This window comes from Bowmanella pacifica (assembly GCF_014645355.1).
Classification (GTDB): domain Bacteria; phylum Pseudomonadota; class Gammaproteobacteria; order Enterobacterales; family Alteromonadaceae; genus Bowmanella; species Bowmanella pacifica.
On record NZ_BMLS01000003.1, the window covers coordinates 518,006 to 536,200 of the forward strand.

The following is an 18,195-nucleotide window of genomic DNA, read 5'->3' on the forward strand; positions in this document are numbered from 1 at the left end:
AGTTCCTAAGCCGTGCCAGGCACGGTGGCTTCCGGCACTGGATAAACGCAAATGGTGTTACCCAAGTACAAAGCCATTGCCAGTTTCATCGCTGAACGAATCGACAGCGGTGAATGGCAAGAGGGGCATCCCGTACCCTCCGAGAGTGAACTGGCCGCACACTTCGCAGCCAGTCGCATGACTGCCCGCAAAGCAGTCGACACCTTGGTTGCAGACGAAAAAGTGACTCGTATTGCCGGAGTCGGCAGTTTTGTCAACGCGCCCATTTATCGCAGTTCGCTGCTGCACATTCACAATATTGCCGATGAAATTCAGCGCCGCGGCCATCAACATTCGGCCAAACTCATCAGTCGTATGCGTTTGTTTCCTAACCCCAATATTGCCGCTGCCCTGGCAGCCGACGGCGGTACCCTGTTTAAGGTGGTGATCCTGCACTTTGAAAATAACCATCCCATCCAACTGGAAGAACGCTTCGTTAATGCCGAATATTTTCCAGACTTTCTGCAACAGGACTTTACCCGCATCACCACCCATACCTACCTCAGTTCCTTGGTTCCACTTAGTGAAGCGCAGTTGACACTGGAAGCCATCAACCCCAGCCCGGCACTCAAACATAGCCTGGCTATTCAAGATGACTCACCTTGCCTGAAACTCACCCGGCATATCAGTTCTAGGGGCGTGCCAGTCAGTATTGCCATTTTGTATTATCCAGCCGGCCGCTATCGCTTAACCTCATGTTTGTCTGTTCCTGAGGATGGAAACTGACCAAAGCTATCAAACCGAATGGCCTCGTCAGCCACGCCAGCGGCCTTGAGCATAGCGATGGTCTGCTGCATCATTTCTACCGGACCACAAAGGTAATATTCCAGTTCTGTCAGCTCACCCAACAGCTCTTGATTAAGCATCAACGTGTCCTGTACATAGCCGGTTGCGCCGGTCCACTGCCCGCTTGGCTGTGATAACACCGGGTAATACGACAAACGACTATGCAAAGCACTAAGGCGCATCATCTCTTCGTAATACAGCAAATCATCTTCACAACGTGCGCCGTAGAAAAAGTGCACCGCCCGCTGTGCGTCTTGTTGCTGCAAAAGCGCCAGTAAAATGGCTCGCAAGGGCGCCATGCCAGAGCCTGCGCCCAGCAAAACCACGGGTTTCTGGCTGCCTTCGATCATTTTAAACTCGCTGAAGGGACCAAAGGCTGTGACAGTATCCCCCGGCTGCAGATGGCACAGATAGTTGGACCCCATCCCCGGTGGAAGATGTTGACTCGGCGCGCAGTGTAAACGAATGTTAAATACCAGCTCACGCTCGCCTTCAGGCACAGCCAGCGAGTAATTTCTCTGACAGGCACGGCGCTCAAAGGGTTTGCTATTATCTTCAACACTTTGACCAACAGGCTCGGGCAGCACAGAAGGTTGGTGACCTGCGGGAATATCAAAACGCATATAGGCACCGGCCTGATAAGCCAACGGCATGCCGGCAAGGGTTCTAAAAGTCAGTTCTTTGATATTGCCAGTCACAAAACGGGCCGAAGTTAACTGCAATTCATGGCGTTCAACTTTCTGACATTGCGCGGGCAAACTGACCCCGCTGAAGTCTTTAACCTGATGCTGACAAGCCAGCCGCCAGCCCTGGGCTAATTCCTGCTCTGACAACACCTCGGCATCGGCAGAGGTAAACGCGGGTGCATCCGGGCTTTGCACTTTACACAAACCACAAGTACCGCCACCGCCACAACTTGATGGCAAAAGCTGCCCGGCTTTAGCCAGGCCATCGTATAGGCTGGCATTGCCATCCAGATTAAGACATCCGGCCGGCACTCCCTGAACATTGAGAAGCTGCAAGCCATGCTGGGTTTGGCTTAGCGCCGGGCGATACTGACCGTCTTTCACCAGCGCAATAATCCAGATTATGCCGGTCACTGCCAGCCACAGGCTAAGCACGGCCATAATCATGATTTGAACATTGTTAAAGCTGCCTTCGCTGGCGTAGTCCATAAAGTGCAGGGTAAAGAACACATCTCGCCAGCGCCTGTGGGTATCCACGTGACCGGCAATCTCACCGCTTTGCTGACGCACATAAACGGCCGTCTGAATGTCATCATCAAAGGCCACACGCCATACGGCGTTGCGCTCTTTAGGTAAATCAGCAATAGGCGGCTGCTGTAACGTCACCTCAAACAATAAGCCCGGTCCGGTATAGGATGCTCTTGCTAGTTGCTCGGCCATAGCACTGTCTATCTGGCTGGGTTTGCCGGTGAGTGCATCCACCAGTTCATATTGCCCCAGCCAATAGGCATAAAGCGGACGCTGTTTTACCAGCAGGTAATAAGGCTTATCCAATAATTGCACCAGCCGAACTTCTTCCACCCCTTGCATAAAAGGCAGTGGCGCCAGCGCTGTAAAGGTTGCAGGCTCAGAGGCATCGGCCAGGTAAGTGCTGCCAGCAGCTTTATGGTGATCCATAAAGTTAAAGTACACACCACTTATCAGCCACAGCATAAATTGCAGTCCAACCAGCAGCGAGACCCACTTATGCAGTTGTTTAACCAGCTTCATGGGCACCTCCTTTGGACGAGGTCGGTTGAGCAAAACGCAGTATGGTCAATATCAAACCTGACAGTGCAGCCAACACACCGACAATGGCCAGAATTCGCAGCAACCAGTTATCAATATCTGCGCCGTCATCGTAATCCATGATGTGCAACTTCCACATCAGGTCAAACACGCGCCAGAAGTCATGCCGTCTGGTCACCAGCTCACCGTGTTGCTGGGTGATATACAAGGTTGGACTGACCATCCCGGCAAACTCAATACGCCACACGGGCAAGTGTCGCGGAGACAGTTCAGGCGGCGCATGATCAATGAGAAGCTGACTGGACACGACCTGTGAGCTGCCACTGTATAAATCCTTCGCTAAGCGAATAGCCTGACTTTCTGACAATGGCGGCATGGCGGCACCATTAGTGGCATCCACCATCAGTTTCTCGCCGTCTAGCTGTAAACGCCACACAGGTAAACTGCCAAGCAAGCTGAGTGTTATATTTTCGGCCTTAGGGTAATGCGCCAGTATGTGGGTAATATCCACTTGTACGTCAGCCATATTGAGCTTGGCATCGGCTGGCTTGGCCAGATGGTCGCCATGAATAAAGTCGATATCCACCAGCACCATATAGGCACCGCTGATTGACCAAATCAAAAACTGAATACCAATAATGCCCATCAGCCATTTGTGGTACTTACGGGCTTTAGCCATAACCGACGTCGCCCCTTGTGGGCGACGGCGCAGGTAAAAAAGCCAGCTCAGCAACAAGGCCAGAATCACAATCAATACAATAGCGGTGGCACTTAACATACCCAGCCTCCGCTATCTGGCCTTTTACTGCTAACGATAAATAGCAACCAGCGCACTAGAACTGCTCCTCATAATGGGTGACCTTGGCATAAACCTCTGTCTGCCCATCCTTTAACAACAGCAATACCTGATAGGGGGTGAAACGATCGCCCATCTCCATACCCGGACTGCCCAGTGGCATCGCAGGCACAGTCAGGCCAATGGCGCCGGCAGGACGCTCGGCTAGAAACTGCTTAATAAACTTGGCCGGGACATGGCCCTCAAACACAAAGCCCTGTGGCGATACTGTGGTGTGGCAGGATTGATGACGTGGTGCGATACCCTGTTGTGCTTTTATAAAGCTAATATCCTCATGCACTTGGGATTGTAATGACAAACCTTGCTGCTCGGCATGAGCCTCCCAGGTTTTGCAGCAACCGCACAGCGGCGTGCGGTACACCGACAAAACATCACTGGACTGCCCTATCGCCGCCTTGCTTCCTGCACCTAACAGCAGGGTCAGCACGAGCCCCCTCAAAGGTCTATTCATATCACATCTCCAAACAGACTCGTCCAGGGTGATGGCTGCACAACACACCTGAGGAATTCAAGAAAATAGTGTTAAAACAGTGCCATGTGATCAATACCCCATTAGGGGGTAAAAAGTGGGTAGCCCTCTCAAGCGGAGATACTGGTTTCTCAAATTGCCACTCAGCCTGGGGGATCACTTCTGATGTAAAAAGAATCACTGGCCTGTCCAATTATTCAGTTCACAGGCACCTTAGAGACGACAAGATGGGATGTAAACATTCCTTACAGAAATGTAATCTAATTGTAGTTTGGCTGTCAGACTCAGCGTATAGGCCCAGCCTAGACCTCTAGCGAGTAAAGCCTATTGGGCGAATCTGACTGGCGATATCCCGTTTGCTCAGCAACTGCGCGAAGGCCTCACCCAAACGGTCAGACTCACTTAACACCTTTTGCCAATAGGGAATGCGCTGCTCGGCACTCATCTGTTCAAAATCTTTGCGATCCGGAATCTTGCCAAAGGGAAGTGACGCAATAAACTCAGCAGAAGGCACCACCATCAGCACTTTGTCATAGCTTGAACAAGCCGGGCGACGGTAGCTCAGGGACTTATCAAACCAGCCAGGGACAGCACGGCGATTAAAGTGTGGATAAAGCACCAAGCCCGGCTTCGGGCCAAACGACAGGTCAAAATGATAGTCAATGATGCCACCGTCACGGTACATGCCCGGCGGAGCACCAGGAATATCCTGAACCCCTTCCAATATCAGCGGAATAGATCCCGATGCCATCAGTGCAGCTTTGAGGTTGGCATGACTGAGTGGCACCTGATAACTGGCCATTCCCTGAGGATCCTGAATATGTAGTTCACTGCCTGGCGCACCAAAACTGTAACGCTGATAAAAACCTGACAGCCAGCGACGCCTTAACAGATTGGCACCGGCACTGGCCAGTAACCCGCTCATTTGCAAAGGTTTGCTCTCACGCGCTAACCAGCCTCGACAACGGGCGACGATAAAATGTGCTTTAACAACCGGGTTAGCGAGTATCTCATTGGCGCCCGTCTCACCTAATACATAATCCAGTAGTTTCCAGCCTTTTTGGCTGATCTCCCTTGCATCAGGTTTGGTCGAATAGACGGTTTGAGAATAACGCTCTGCCAGTCGGTTGATGGCTGACAGCGAGTCGTTCTGGGCAAAACAGGCGAAGCGAAATGCACCGGCCGACGAACCGATAGCATGAATGGGTCTGTCTCGTCCTGAAAATAGCTGTGGAAAAATCACCCTGTCCAGTCCGGCCAACACAAACCACTTGGGCCCGCCGGACGCGCCGAGCATGTAATCGAACAGATCCGCATGCAGTCCTTCATCTTGTATCTGCCGATAGGCCGCAGGCCCGGCATAGAGTTCCAATACCGACATCAGGGTACCTGTTGGGTGTTATTCACAGACAGCCTCTTTTACGTATGCCAAGCCCCCTCGTCAAGGCTTTAAATTCACTAACTTACGGTTGACTTTAGTAAAAAACGGCCAAAATCGTTGATTTAACCACCACTGTAGAAAAACCGAGCAGGATAACTTTTTCATTTATTTTCAATAACATATAAACCTTATAACGAGAACTCAACAAGGTTATCCACAGATATCGTGGATAACCTTGTCAAAATAGCCAGATCTACTAACTTGCACCCACTCAAGCCGTTGCGCACAATAACGATCCGGTCTTTGGCCACAAAGGAAGCGCCATGTCTAAACAAACTCTCGCCGTGTTACCTGAAAGCTTCAGTATTCACAGTTTTCCCCAGAACGCCGAGTTACCCGCAGCAGTATTAACGCAACCTTTATATTTTATCGGCCGTACCCGCGACGAGTTATCTATTGTGGTGCCGGATACCTTAACACTGACGTCTGAGAACTGTGATGCAGGCTGGCGGATACTGGAGGTTTTAGGGCCACTGCAGTTGTCCATGGTGGGCATTATGGCCAGTATAGGTTCAGTTCTGGCCAAAGCCCGGGTCAGCATTTTTGTCGTTTCAACCTTTGAAACTGATTACTTTCTGGTTAAACAGCCTGACCTGGAACGGGCAATTCGCGCGTTACAACAAGACGGCTATAAGGTGGATTAAGATGTGGGATCCTTGTGACCTGGTCAGCCCCCTTGCCCCCGAAAGCTCCCGCTTGCAATTGGACGTGTTGGCCCCCGTCAGTGGTAAAGTCGGGCTACTCGACGCTGTACCCAGCTCAGCCTTTGCCAATGGACTTTTTGGAGTTGGGATTGCTATCGATATGGCCGGGCATCGCCTGCAGGCCCCTTTCGATGGCATTTTGCAAGACCATACCGTTAGCGGTGAGCAATTGCGCCTGCGCAGCAAGCAGGGACTAGAACTGCTGATCCAATTAGGAATAGATAGCCACAAACTCATGGGCGAAGGATTCAAAGCTAAGCTGCGTCGTGGCCAGACCTTTACACAGGGCCAGGCACTGATGGATTTCGACCTGAATTTACTTAAGCGCCGCTTTGGCATCGCCCATTGTCTGGTGCTGACATCGCAAACTAGCAAACTCAGCGGCATCCAGGCTCACTGCCAAAGTATGTTGGCAATGCAGGAGCCCTGCATGACACTGCATTTTCGCTAACGCTTTTGAGATCATCACGCTAATTCCAAAACGCGTGGCATTGGCAGTATTTGGTATAGCAAGGCAGTGGCAGATGGTTCAATCGCGCCTGACTTTAGGCTAAGCTTGCAGCCCCTTAGTTTCAGACAAGACTCATCCCATGACCACCATGTACGGCATTAAAAACTGCGACACCATTAAAAAAGCCAGAACCTGGCTGGAACAGCATAACATCCCTTATGAATTTCACGATTACCGCGTTCAGGGGCTGGATGGTGAGTGGCTGCGTAAGGTGGCCGATATTGTGGGATGGCAAGCTTTGCTCAACACCCGTGGTACCACTTACCGTCAGTTAGACGAGGCCCAAAAAGCCGATATGGACGCCGACAAAGCCATTGCGCTGATGTGCGAGTACCCGGCTATGATCAAACGACCACTGCTGCAACATAACCAAGATTACCAACTCGGTTTTAAAGCCGATGATTACGCGAGCCTGTTCAATGCAAAATGATGTACTGGCGCTAGCCAAAGCACTGATAGAAAAAGATTCTATTACGCCGGAAGATGCCGGTTGCCAAACATTAATGGCAGAGTTTCTAAGCCCACTGGGCTTTGATATCGAAATGATGCACTTTGAAGACACCCTGAACATGTGGGCACGCAAGGGTAAACAAGGTCCACTGTTCTGCTTTGCCGGTCACACCGATGTGGTACCGCCAGGCCCTTTAGATAAATGGCAGTCCCCGCCTTTTAAACCGACGGAGAAAGACGGCTACTTGTACGGCCGTGGGGCCGCCGATATGAAAGGCAGTCTGGCCGCTATGTTGGTTGCCACCAGACGCTTTGTAGAAAATCATCCTGAGCATCTGGGCAGCATTGCCTTTTTGATCACCAGCGACGAGGAAGGACCCTTTATTAACGGCACCACAAGGGTCATAGACACCCTCGAAGCCCGCAATGAGAAGATTACCTGGTGCCTCGTGGGTGAACCCTCCAGCACCCATAAAGTGGGGGATATTGTTAAAAATGGTCGCCGCGGCTCATTAACCGGTCACCTACAGGTAAAAGGCATTCAGGGCCATGTGGCCTACCCTCACCTGGCACGTAACCCAGTGCATCAGGCGGCCCCCGCTCTGGCCGAATTGGCGGGCGTAGAATGGGATAAAGGCAATGCCTCGTTCCCCCCTACCAGCTTTCAAATCTCCAATATCCAGGCCGGCACCGGTGCAGGAAATGTGATCCCCGGCGAACTGGCGGTGCAATTTAACTTCCGCTTCAGTACCGAAGTGACCGATCAGCAACTGATTGAACGTACCCGTGCCATTTTGGACAAACATGCTCTGGAGTACGATCTGGATTGGACCTTCAACGGCCAGCCGTTTTTGACCGACAGCGGTAAACTGGTGGATGCAACCCGCGAAGCAATTCGTCAAGGTTGCGGCCTGGAAACCGAGTTATCCACTGCCGGAGGCACTTCAGATGGTCGCTTTATCGCCCCAACAGGTGCACAAGTCATTGAACTTGGGCCAGTAAACGCCACCATTCACAAGGTCAACGAATGCGTGAAAATTGAAGACCTATATAAACTGGCCGACACTTACGAAGCCCTGTTGGAAGGTCTGTTATGCTGAGCCAATTGCAGCTGACCGGTCGGGATCGCAGCCACCTGATTGAGTGGCGCCCCGGCCATTGGCTGCAACCTGAGGTCGCCCAGGCCATGGAACATATGAGCCAGGCTGCACATCATGCGGGTATCGATCTACAGCCTGTTAGCACTTACCGTGATTGCCAGCGTCAGTTAGCCATATGGAATAGCAAATGGCTGGGACAGCGCCCTATTCTGGATATTAACAGCCGGCCATTGGATATCAATCAGCTCTCAGAACAGCAAAAACTCTTGGCTATTTTGACTTGGTCGGCGCTGCCCGGAGCCAGTCGCCATCATTGGGGCACGGATTTAGATGTCTATGATGCGGATGCGGTGAATAACTGCCCTGAAAAATTTCAGTTAATCCCGCAAGAGTATGCTCAAGGCGGCCCTTGCCATAACCTGGCTTGCTGGCTGGATAATAACGCGCAGCACTTTGGATTTTTCCGCCCGTATCAGCATTATAGCGGCGGTGTGGCTGCCGAACCTTGGCACCTTAGCCATAAGGCCTGCGCACAAAAGATGCAGTCTCAACTTAGCCTTGCCACCTTGCAGCAATGTATTGAGGAACTGGATATTCTCGGCAAAGAGGCCATATTGGCCAATCTGCCGGAAATCTATCGCCGCTTTATTCAACTAGACACAGAGGCAAACCACCCATGAGCTGGACCGTTGCATTGATTATCGCCCTGGCGCTGGGGGTTATCGTCGGTAATTTGTTATTGCTAAAACAAACCGCCAATCACAAGCTGCCCAGTCTTAAAGACAAGCACCCCGAAAACCAAACAAGTGACGATAAAAATTCGGGCTGGGATGACGAAGAAGACGACTATCCGCGATAACGCACGGCCGTGCCACTGATACTCACCATCAGCATACTGCCTTTGCTGCCCACTACCTGATAGTCAATATCTACCGCTAACACTGCATTGGCACCCAATGCGCGCGCTTCTGCTTCCAACTCAGCAAAGGCAATCTTGCGCGCCTTGGTTAGCTCATCCTCATAGGAGCCGCTGCGCCCACCAACAATATCGCGAATAGAGGCAAACAAGTCAGAAAACAGGTTTGCCCCCATTACGGCTTCGCCAACCACTATGCCCAGGTAAGCCTCAATCTCCTTGCTATCCAAATGGTGTGTCGTAGTAATGATCATGCCTTAAACTCCGCTAATAACTCACTAATGGCCTCGCATTCACTGCGTGCCTGCTCGGCTGTATATGCCTGTGCCGGATGCTTGCCCCATACCGGGGCAGGCCAGGCGATGTCCTGGCGAAAACGGGCTATATGATGCAAATGCAATTGCTCAACCACATTGCCCAGTGCGGCCAGATTCATTTTGTCGGGTTGATAGCGCGACTGCATGGCACGCGTTAGAGTGGCTGATTCAATCCAAAGCTGTTGCTGCTGCGCTACAGACAAATCCAAGATTTCTCTCACGCCTTCCACTTTGGGCACCAGTATGGTCCAGGGATACTGGCTGTCATTCATTAACAACACTAGGCTCAGGGGCAGTTCGGTAATCAGCAGGCAATCTTGCGCTAAACGGTGATCCAGTTGAAACATGGTGGGTAAATAGGTAGCCTTAAGTTCGATGCTTCAAAGATACCTCAGTTGTGTAGCTTGTGACCAATTCAATTTCCGTTTCCAGCCTGCTGCGGTTCAGTTTTCTCAGTCTGAGCCTTGTCTGTACGACAATTTTCGCCGTCCCTCTAAAAGTTGTCACTGAAATTTCCCCACCTTCTCAGACTTGGGAAAATGGCCAGGTGGGCGGTATTGTGACCGAACGGGTTAAACAGGTATTAGACGCTGCCAACATACAAACCGAAATTGAAGCCTATCCCTGGGCCAGAGCATATGAACGAGCACTAAAAGGGCCAAATACACTTATCTACGCCATGGCCAAAACCCCGGAGCGCGAGCATAAATTTAAGTGGGTAGGTGCAGTGGGGCGTTATCGGCTGGGTTTTCTGAAGCTCAAACGGCACGAAAATATCACCGTTACCCACCTGGAACAGGCCCGTCAATACGTTACGGCAGTGCAAAGGCGTGATGTTGCCTCTGATGTATTGATTCGCCACGGCTTTGAACTGGGAAAGCAGTTGTTTCTTACCGCCGATATTCAGCAATCCTGGGAGTTACTGCGTAAAGGTAAAGTTGACCTGATTATTGAAGATCCCGATGTCATTGACGAGATGTTACTCAACCTGAACCTGACCCAACAGGATGTGGAATTTGTGTACATGATCCCAGAGCTGGATCAGCTCACCTACCTGGCGGCCAGCCTGGACACCAGTGACAGCCTGGTGGAAAAGCTCAGGCTGTCACTCTATCAACAGGATTTCGCGCTTAAAGACCTCTAGTCTAAATGCGGGTGGGTACCACGGTAAGTAACGCCCGCTGGCCAATCGCCACTTTGGCATTAGGAAACACTATCGCCTCCCCTTCCTGCTCAGCAAAATACTGGGCCCCGGTTTCTTCTGCCAGCAGATAGCCCTTGGGGAAATCGGCAAAGTTGGGCGCATCATCAGGGAAGTTCAATCTGAAGTCTTCCTGTGTGCGATTGATAATCTGATTAATCTTATACACCAGCATATCGTCCGGATTGTACTCTGGCAGTATTAAAGCTGGCTGACTCACCAATGCCCATAAGGTATCTCTAACCTGCGTAAACCGGCCCATCTCGTTCTGTCCAAAGGGCGCGACCTTACCAAGTTCAACAGTAAAGGCATCAGCACCAAATTGATGAGAAGAATAATAGCTAAACGTGGTGGTGGGGCTGTTTGACAACAAAAAGGTATTCACGCCACAGGCGTACAAAAATTGCAGCTGAGTGGTTTTCCAGGGCTGTCCATGTCTGAACGGATACACCGCAAACTTCTCATTTTTTGAGCCACGAATGGCAGTATGCAGATCGTAATGACAACGGTAGCTTTGTCCCAGGCTATCGCCTTGGCGGTAAAAATCTGCCACCGCCTGCTCCAGGGCTTTTGCCCTCACCCGCTCTTGATTAATCAGTCCGGGGCCCGATGAGTGCGCGCCACTGAACAAGCGGTTCATGTTCTCTTCGACGAACCGCTCCCCTAAGTCCATAGCAGGGAGATTACCAAACAAAAACAAGACCCTGTGACATGCCGTTAGCTGTTGAGTTAACAGGGCTTGCACCAGCTCATCACAAATTTCAATGGGGGCAGTTTCGTTGCCGTGTACGCCAGACGACAGCACAATGTCTTTACCTTTAGGCGTGCCAGGCGTGAAACTGATGATACCAGGGGCGGTAATCTCTACCAGGGTGCCGTTATCCAGCGTAAACGCCTGCGGCGTATCAAAATGTGCTGGCGATTGACGACTGAGAGAAAGAAACTGACCATGTTTACGCAACAACTCAACGGACATAGATTTCCCGGCTAGATGAATTTGGTGCGTATGTTACCAGAATAGCCGCGATGAGGCAGCGCGTCCTCAACTTACACGGTCACGGTACGCCAGAGAATCCCCGACTATGACATCGGTATGAATAAATTCCACCAAACGTTCAAAGGGAACGGCTTTGGAAAACAAGAAGCCCTGCCCCTTGCAGATCCCTATTTCACGCAATGCGTGTAACTGTTCCACCGACTCAATGCCTTCGGCAATCACCTGACAATCCAGAGCACCGGCGATTAACAAGGAAGCCTGAATGATGGCCTTATTCACCGGGTTGCGATCCAATCCCATCACAAAGGTCTTGTCTATCTTGATGGTATTGAGTTGGATATCGCGGATATACGCCAGATTTGAGTACCCTTTGCCAAAGTCATCGACGGCAATGGACAGCCCCAGTGCCTTAATTTGTGACAGTTGACGCTTAACCAATAAGGAGTTGGACAAGGCCACATCTTCGGTCAGCTCAAGTTCCAAACGCGACAAATTCACGGCATAGTCTGCCGCCAGGCGCTTCACTTTGCTGACAAACTGCGAGTCATATAACTGCGTGGGGGAAATATTGACCGAGACCTGTAATTCCAGCCCCATCTGTTCAAGCAACATGGCGCTGTAAAAAGCCTTCTCCAACACCCAATAGCCGACTTCATTCATCATATTGTAAGACTCAGCAGCTTCAATGAAGCTGCCAGGAACAATGATGCCATCCAACGGATGATTCCAACGTAACAGGCATTCCGCCCCCACGACTTTGAAAGTATGCAAATCGACCTTGGGCTGAAAGTACAATTCCAGCTCGTCATTGGCGAAGGCCCGCTTAAGATCAGCCTTTAGCGCCAGCGAGCGGCCGGTTTCGGCTTTTTCATGTAAACGGGTAATGTGAAAGTTATCGTACTTGTTCTGCTTGGCCTGCTTGAGTGCCGTTTCGGCTCCGGCAAACAGCTTGGCCGCGTCCAGGTTATCGGTCAGGTTTGCCACGGCCCCTACATTAAAGTCGGCCACAAAGGCATTGTCATCAAAACTGATGGGAGTTTTGAAATGTTCCACCAAATGGCTGTAAAAACCGCGCAGTTGCGCGTCACTGTGACAGCCAGGAATCATCAGGCCAAAGATGTCGCCGCTAATGCGCCCCAGTAGACAATGAGGGCCAAATAAGTCCTTGATACGCTTGGCCAGCTCTTCGAGAATCAGGTCGCCCACTTTATATCCGAAGCTACTACTGACATCAGAAAAACGCACAACATCAATAAACAACAGCGACAGTTCAGGCGTCACATTAACAGCCTGTTCTATGCGGTCAAAAAATGCATACCTGTTGGGAATGGTCGCCAGGGACTGATATGAAACACTCATTGAGTACGGCTTTACCTCTGAATAACCAGAACAGCCAGCCCTCTATGCAAAGCGCTGGCCGGGTGTAAAACACACCACATCCTTACGCCGCGTCATGCGGGTAACAATAATCCGGAAACGTGGTTTCGCACCGAACGCTTCCATGCGTAACGCAAGGCCTCTGGCGATCATCCTGCTAATCACCCAGCCTTGCTTATTTTTCGCTAGTCTACCTTGCAGGGCGACAGGCGCCAAATTTTTTCCACGTAATCGCGTATTGAGCGATCCGAGTTGAATTTCCCCATCCGCGCGGTATTAAAAATTGCCATCCGCGCCCAGCGCGCTTTATCCCGATAAGCTAAGTCAGCCTGGCGCTGAGCACTTGAGTAGGCATCAAAATCTGCCAGCACCATATAGGGGTCGCCACCGTCCAGTAAACTGTGCTTCACGCTGACCAATTCACCCGGTTTACCCGGCGTAAAATAATCGGTCTCCAGCCAATCCAAAATCGCTTTGATCTCGCGGCTGGTGTCATAGTAATCATAAGGGTTATATCCGGCCTTTTGCATTTTATGCACTTGCTCGACAGTTAAGCCGAAGATAAAGATATTCTCTTCCCCCACTTCCTCGGCAATTTCGATATTAGCACCATCTAACGTACCTACCGTCACGGCCCCATTTAACGCCAATTTCATGTTACCAGTCCCAGAGGCTTCTTTGCCTGCAGTGGAAATCTGCTCGGAGATATCCGCAGCCGGAATCATCTTTTCGGCCAGGCTAACCCGGTAATTGGGTAAAAACACTACCTTGAGTTTATGGTTTACCCTTTTGTCGTTATTGATTTTGTCCGCCACCTTGTTGATGGCATAAATAATGTCTTTCGCCAGTTTGTAACCTGGTGCTGCTTTGGCGCCAAACAAGAACGCGCGAGGGTGCATGTCATAATCTGGGTTTTCCAGTAAACGACGATACAAGGCCATAATATGCAAAAGGTTCAGGTGCTGACGTTTGTATTCATGCAGGCGTTTAATCTGTACATCGAAGATCATCCCCGCATCCAGCTCCACGCCAGTCAGGCGCTTCACTTCGGCGGCCAGGGCCAGTTTGTTTTCATGCTTTATCTGCATGAACTGGCGCTGAAATTCTGCATCATCAGCAAAATTTGCCAGCCCCTGCAGCTTGTCCAGTTTGACCGGCCAGTCATCGCCCAACTTACTGCTGATCAAGGTCGACAGTTTAGGGTTACAAGCCTTTAACCAGCGTCTGGGAGTGATACCGTTGGTCACATTGGTCAACTTACCGGGCCACAGTTGATCGAACTCGGGAAACAGTTGCTCTTTCACCAGCTTGGAGTGAATAGCCGCCACACCGTTGACCGCAAACGAGCCAATAACCGACAAGTTGCCCATACGGATCATCTTCTCACTACCTTCTTCAATGATGGACAGCTTACGTTTGACCGCATCATTCCCTGGCCAGGTCTTGTCTACCAGGGCCATAAAGCGGTGATTGATCTCATAGATAATTTCCAGGTGACGCGGCAGGATTTTTTCCAACATCCGGGCCGGCCAGCGCTCCAGCGCTTCTGGCAACAAAGTGTGGTTGGTATAGGCAAAAGTGCGGGTACAAATATCCCAGGCTTTGTCCCAATCCATCTGCGCTCTGTCAACCAGAATACGCATCAGTTCAGCAATGGCAATCGCCGGGTGGGTATCGTTAAGTTGAATCACCACCTGTTCTGCAAAACGGCTCCAGTCATCGCCATGAGCGCGTTTGTAACGGCGAATAATGTCTTTTAACGAGCAGGCACAGAAGAAATACTGCTGAATTAAGCGCAGTTCCTTGCCGGCTTCGGTTTCATCATTGGGATACAACACCTTGGAGATAGTCTCTGCCTGTACATTTTCCCGCTGTGCATCCACATAGCCACCGGCATTGAACACGTCCCAGTTAAAATAACCGGACGCCCGGCTTTCCCACAGCCTGAGTACGTTTACAGTATCACCGCCGTATCCCACCACCGGAATATCCCAAGGTACCCCTTTGACAATAGAGCCTGGGTGCCATTCCTTGCAGATTTGTCCATTGTCACCGTACTTTGTCTCCACATAACCATATAGCGACACTTCCTGAGTGGACTCAGGACGACAAATTTCCCATGGATTACCGTAGTCGCGCCAGGTATCAGGCCGTTCAATCTGCGCCCCATACTGAATCTCCTGGCGAAACAGACCATGCTCGTAGTGAAGACCGTAACCAATGGCAGGCAATTGCAAGGTAGCCAGTGAGTCAATAAAGCAAGCCGCCAACCGGCCCAAACCACCGTTACCCAGCGCCATATCCGGTTCTTCTTCCATCACGTCACTGAGCTCTACACCCAGTTCCATCAGCGCCTGGCGAGTCGCGTCAAACAATCCCAGATTTTGCAGGTTATTGCCCATCAAGCGGCCCATCAAAAACTCGGCGGAGAAATAATGTACCGCCCGGGTGTCGTTCATATAATGGGTCTTTTGCGTTATACGCAGACGCTCCATAACCTGCTCCTGAACAGCGGCGCAGGTCGCCTTCCACCAGGCATGGTTATTGGCCTTGTTTTCATCGGTTCCCAGCGAACAATGCAGATGACGGATAATGGCTTGCTTAATATCGTTCTTATCCAGTTCCGTTATGGCTTTTGTTTGTTGTGGATGTAATGCCGAGTTGCCTGTCGTGTTCATCGCTATCCCCTATGGAATGTCTCCGCCTGCCAGCTCAACGCGGCAGACATTTGCAGAAATTCTTACCAGCCAGGAACGAAAACCTCAACTGTCAAATTGAGGCGCTAACCTTTTACTAGAGTCTCTAGTTTAGCCAATCCAGCCTGACTGTTTTGTAATTTAATTACAAAACAGTCCTGAGTGTAATGTTTTTGAATGGAATTGAAATGGCAATTTTGTTGCAGCCTGGTTAACAGAAAAAACAATGCCCGGTAAAACCGGGCACTGATAGCATTTCATTAACATTTTAGCGGATGATTAGATCAGTAGCTTAACTTTCAGCCTCAAAGACCTGATTAACTAAGGCCTGCGCTTCATCTATCAGCAACTGCAAATGGGCATCGCCTTTAAAACTTTCCGCGTAAATTTTATAAACCGACTCAGTACCGGATGGACGCGCCGCAAACCAACCATTTTGCGTACAAACCTTAAGCCCACCTATTGCTGCATCATTACCTGGCGCACGGGTCAGAATCTGTTCGATGGCTTCACCGGCTAACTGCTTAGAGGTTACCACCTCAGGGGTCATGCTAGACAAACGCTGCTTTTGCGCCGCGTTTGCTACCACATCAATCCTTTTATAGCTTGGTGCACCAAACTTGTCGGTTAAATCCTGATACGCCTGCCCCGGATCTTTACCTGTGACCGCCAATATTTCGGCCGCCAGCAAGCACAAAATAATACCGTCCTTGTCGGTTGCCCAGGCACTGCCGTCACGGCGCAAGAAAATCCCTCCGGCACTTTCCTCACCGGCAAAACCCATGCTGCCGTCCAGCATATATGGTACGAACCATTTAAAGCCCACTGGCATCTCCGCCAACGGACGATTCAGTGCCGCTGCTACCCTGTCGATCATGCTTGATGATACCAGGGTTTTACCAATCTTCAGTTTGTCATTCCACGCTGGACGGTGGCGGTATAGGTAATCGATGGCCACGGCCAGATAATGGTTAGGATTCATCAAACCGCTGGACTTGCACACAATACCGTGACGATCGAAATCCGCGTCATTGCCAAAGGCCAAGTCAAACTGGTCTTTCATATTGATTAAACCAGCCATGGCATAAGGGGACGAGCAATCCATGCGGATCTTGCCGTCCTTATCCAGGTGCATAAAGGAAAACGCTGGATCAACCCGACGGTTAACCACTTGGATATCTAACTTGTATCGCTCAGCAATGCGATCCCAGTATGCCAGTCCCGCCCCGCCAAGCGGATCTGTCCCCAGCTTTAAGCCCGCCTGTGCGATGGCCTGCATATCAACGACTTGATCAAGCTGCGCCACATAATCCTCGGCGAAATCCCGTTCATGTACGTAACCACTGCGCAGTGCCTGGGAAAAATCCTGGCGTTTAACACCTTGCAAGTCTTTGGCAATCAAATCATTGGCGCGGGTTTGAATCTGATCCGTTACTTGGGTATCGGCCGGCCCGCCATGAGGCGGATTGTATTTGAAACCGCCGTCCTCAGGTGGATTATGGGAAGGGGTAATCACAATGCCATCAGCAAATCCGCTGGTACGTTCACGATTATAATTAAGAATAGCCAAAGAAACGGCGGGTGTGGGGGTAAACCCGCGTCCAGCTTCCACCACCAGTTGCACCTGATTAGCGCTAAGCACTTCCAAGGCGGTAATAAAGGCAGGCTCGGACAGCGCATGGGTATCCATGCCAACAAATAGCGGGCCGTCAATGTTATTGGCCTGCCGGTATTCCGCCAACGCCTGACAGATAGCAGCGATATGCACATCATTAAAGGTGCTCTTCAGCGAACTGCCGCGATGACCCGAGGTACCAAACACCACTGCGTGGGCCGGATCTGACTTGTCTGGCTTTAAACTGTAATACGCAGCCACCAGCCGGGGAATATTAGCCAGTTGTGCATCAGTGGCGGGATGTCCTGCCAGGGGGTGAAGTGCCATCGGTTCTCCTTACTTCAGCGCTTAAATATTTAATTACTCGGCGTCTTTGCCAAATTCAGCATCCAGGAAACGCGCTAAACGCGTTGCATCGCTATCGCTATAGCCTAATAACTTAGCGACTTCCATAATCATGGTCAGTTTCTTACGGGTGTTGTTGTTGGTCACGACCCAATAACAGCTACCCGGCAGCATTTTCGGATTGGTGCTGCTACCTGCCGCCAGCAACTCTTCCTTACTGATAGCAAAGTAAGTGCGGTTCCGCCCCTTAAGCTCCAGTACCTTGGCAAATTCTTTACCCTGAAAACGCGCCAGCGCAGCCAGTACTTCAATAAAACGCTCAACGACGCTGCCCATCTCAGCCACACCGGCCTGCTCCAGATAGTCAAACAATGCCCCTTCCTGAACAGGTAACGCCGACTTAGCCACTGGCGCAGATTTAACCGGGGGAGCCACTACAGCCTCCTCTTTGGGCGCGGCAACCTGCACAGCATCAACTTTTACCTTTCCATCACTGAACAACAGACGACGCAGGATTTGCGAGGCACTTTCACCAATGTGCTGGGTCTGTGCGGCAATATAACGATACAGCTCTTCATCAATTTCTATGTTTTTCATTTTTTGTACTGCTGATTATTCACC

General features: G+C 50.8%; 19 protein-coding genes. 8 read left to right on the forward strand and 11 right to left on the reverse strand.

Annotation, left to right across the window (positions count from 1 at the left end):
- Positions 1 to 51 precede the first annotated feature (51 nt).
- Positions 52 to 765, forward strand: a complete 714-nt coding sequence (hutC, locus tag IEX02_RS12350; RefSeq protein WP_188695405.1) for a histidine utilization transcriptional repressor HutC — start codon at positions 52 to 54, stop codon at positions 763 to 765.
- Here hutC and IEX02_RS12355 read toward each other — a convergent pair.
- From IEX02_RS12355 to IEX02_RS12370, 4 genes are all read right to left on the reverse strand, one after another.
- Positions 720 to 2,561, reverse strand: coding sequence for a 2Fe-2S iron-sulfur cluster-binding protein (locus tag IEX02_RS12355; RefSeq protein WP_188695407.1), 1,842 nt, complete (start codon positions 2,559 to 2,561; stop codon positions 720 to 722). The two genes, hutC and IEX02_RS12355, sit on opposite strands and share 46 nt — an antisense overlap.
- On the reverse strand, positions 2,548 to 3,357 hold the full coding sequence (locus IEX02_RS12360) for a PepSY domain-containing protein (protein WP_188695410.1): 810 nt from the start codon (positions 3,355 to 3,357) through the stop codon (positions 2,548 to 2,550). Before IEX02_RS12360 ends, IEX02_RS12355 begins: the two co-directional genes overlap by 14 nt.
- A 55-nt stretch (positions 3,358 to 3,412) precedes the next feature.
- Positions 3,413 to 3,886 carry a DUF411 domain-containing protein gene (locus tag IEX02_RS12365; RefSeq protein ID WP_188695413.1) on the reverse strand — a complete coding sequence of 158 codons (474 nt, stop codon included), beginning with the start codon at positions 3,884 to 3,886 and terminating at the stop codon, positions 3,413 to 3,415.
- Positions 3,887 to 4,214: 328 nt separating this feature from the next.
- Positions 4,215 to 5,285 (reverse strand): patatin-like phospholipase family protein, encoded by a 1,071-nt coding sequence (locus tag IEX02_RS12370; protein WP_188695416.1) that lies wholly within the window; start codon positions 5,283 to 5,285, stop codon positions 4,215 to 4,217.
- Positions 5,286 to 5,608: 323 nt separating this feature from the next.
- Here IEX02_RS12370 and IEX02_RS12375 point away from each other — a divergent pair, with 323 nt between their 5' ends.
- The 6 genes from IEX02_RS12375 to IEX02_RS12400 all read left to right on the forward strand — a co-directional run bounded on the left by IEX02_RS12375 (position 5,609) and on the right by IEX02_RS12400 (position 8,969).
- The gene (locus IEX02_RS12375) at positions 5,609 to 5,989 is read left to right on the forward strand and encodes an ACT domain-containing protein (protein ID WP_188695419.1); all 381 of its coding nucleotides are present in this window, start codon (positions 5,609 to 5,611) and stop codon (positions 5,987 to 5,989) included.
- A gap of 1 nt (position 5,990) precedes the next feature.
- A complete protein-coding gene (locus IEX02_RS12380) occupies positions 5,991 to 6,500 on the forward strand; it encodes a PTS sugar transporter subunit IIA (protein WP_188695421.1) in 510 nt (169 codons plus the stop codon).
- Positions 6,501 to 6,639: 139 nt separating this feature from the next.
- The gene (locus tag IEX02_RS12385) at positions 6,640 to 6,990 is read left to right on the forward strand and encodes an ArsC family reductase (protein ID WP_188695424.1); all 351 of its coding nucleotides are present in this window, start codon (positions 6,640 to 6,642) and stop codon (positions 6,988 to 6,990) included.
- Positions 6,980 to 8,110: a succinyl-diaminopimelate desuccinylase gene (gene dapE / locus IEX02_RS12390; RefSeq protein ID WP_188695427.1), complete on the forward strand. Its 1,131-nt coding sequence runs from the start codon at positions 6,980 to 6,982 to the stop codon at positions 8,108 to 8,110. The genes IEX02_RS12385 and dapE overlap by 11 nt, the downstream gene beginning before the upstream one ends.
- The gene (locus IEX02_RS12395) at positions 8,104 to 8,790 is read left to right on the forward strand and encodes a M15 family metallopeptidase (protein ID WP_188695430.1); all 687 of its coding nucleotides are present in this window, start codon (positions 8,104 to 8,106) and stop codon (positions 8,788 to 8,790) included. The genes dapE and IEX02_RS12395 overlap by 7 nt, the downstream gene beginning before the upstream one ends.
- The gene (locus tag IEX02_RS12400; protein ID WP_188695433.1) at positions 8,787 to 8,969 is read left to right on the forward strand and encodes a DUF2897 family protein; all 183 of its coding nucleotides are present in this window, start codon (positions 8,787 to 8,789) and stop codon (positions 8,967 to 8,969) included. Before IEX02_RS12395 ends, IEX02_RS12400 begins: the two co-directional genes overlap by 4 nt.
- Here the strand turns inward: IEX02_RS12400 and IEX02_RS12405 are convergent.
- Both IEX02_RS12405 and IEX02_RS12410 read right to left on the reverse strand, forming a co-directional pair.
- Entirely contained in the window at positions 8,957 to 9,280 is a 324-nt protein-coding gene (locus IEX02_RS12405; RefSeq protein WP_188695437.1) for a heavy metal-binding domain-containing protein, read from the reverse strand. The two genes, IEX02_RS12400 and IEX02_RS12405, sit on opposite strands and share 13 nt — an antisense overlap.
- On the reverse strand, positions 9,277 to 9,690 hold the full coding sequence (locus IEX02_RS12410) for an HIT domain-containing protein (RefSeq protein WP_188695442.1): 414 nt from the start codon (positions 9,688 to 9,690) through the stop codon (positions 9,277 to 9,279). The genes IEX02_RS12405 and IEX02_RS12410 overlap by 4 nt, the downstream gene beginning before the upstream one ends.
- 200 nt (positions 9,691 to 9,890) lie before the next feature.
- On the opposite strand from IEX02_RS12410, the gene IEX02_RS12415 reads away from it, so the two are divergent.
- The gene (locus IEX02_RS12415) at positions 9,891 to 10,487 is read left to right on the forward strand and encodes a substrate-binding periplasmic protein (protein ID WP_229702210.1); all 597 of its coding nucleotides are present in this window, start codon (positions 9,891 to 9,893) and stop codon (positions 10,485 to 10,487) included.
- A 1-nt stretch (position 10,488) separates the two neighbouring features.
- Here the strand turns inward: IEX02_RS12415 and astE are convergent, their stop codons facing one another.
- The 5 genes from astE to IEX02_RS12440 form a co-directional block, all read right to left on the reverse strand.
- Positions 10,489 to 11,520 carry a succinylglutamate desuccinylase gene (gene astE, locus IEX02_RS12420; RefSeq protein ID WP_188695448.1) on the reverse strand — a complete coding sequence of 344 codons (1,032 nt, stop codon included), beginning with the start codon at positions 11,518 to 11,520 and terminating at the stop codon, positions 10,489 to 10,491.
- A 66-nt stretch (positions 11,521 to 11,586) separates the two neighbouring features.
- A complete protein-coding gene (locus IEX02_RS12425; protein ID WP_188695449.1) occupies positions 11,587 to 12,900 on the reverse strand; it encodes a putative bifunctional diguanylate cyclase/phosphodiesterase in 1,314 nt (437 codons plus the stop codon).
- Positions 12,901 to 13,103: 203 nt separating this feature from the next.
- Positions 13,104 to 15,596: a glycogen/starch/alpha-glucan phosphorylase gene (locus IEX02_RS12430; RefSeq protein ID WP_188695452.1), complete on the reverse strand. Its 2,493-nt coding sequence runs from the start codon at positions 15,594 to 15,596 to the stop codon at positions 13,104 to 13,106.
- Positions 15,597 to 15,906: 310 nt separating this feature from the next.
- Positions 15,907 to 17,556 (reverse strand): phosphoglucomutase (alpha-D-glucose-1,6-bisphosphate-dependent), encoded by a 1,650-nt coding sequence (gene pgm, locus IEX02_RS12435; protein ID WP_188695455.1) that lies wholly within the window; start codon positions 17,554 to 17,556, stop codon positions 15,907 to 15,909.
- Positions 17,557 to 17,589: 33 nt separating this feature from the next.
- Positions 17,590 to 18,171, reverse strand: coding sequence for a hypothetical protein (locus IEX02_RS12440; protein WP_188695458.1), 582 nt, complete (start codon positions 18,169 to 18,171; stop codon positions 17,590 to 17,592).
- Between the last annotated feature and the right edge of the window lie 24 nt (positions 18,172 to 18,195).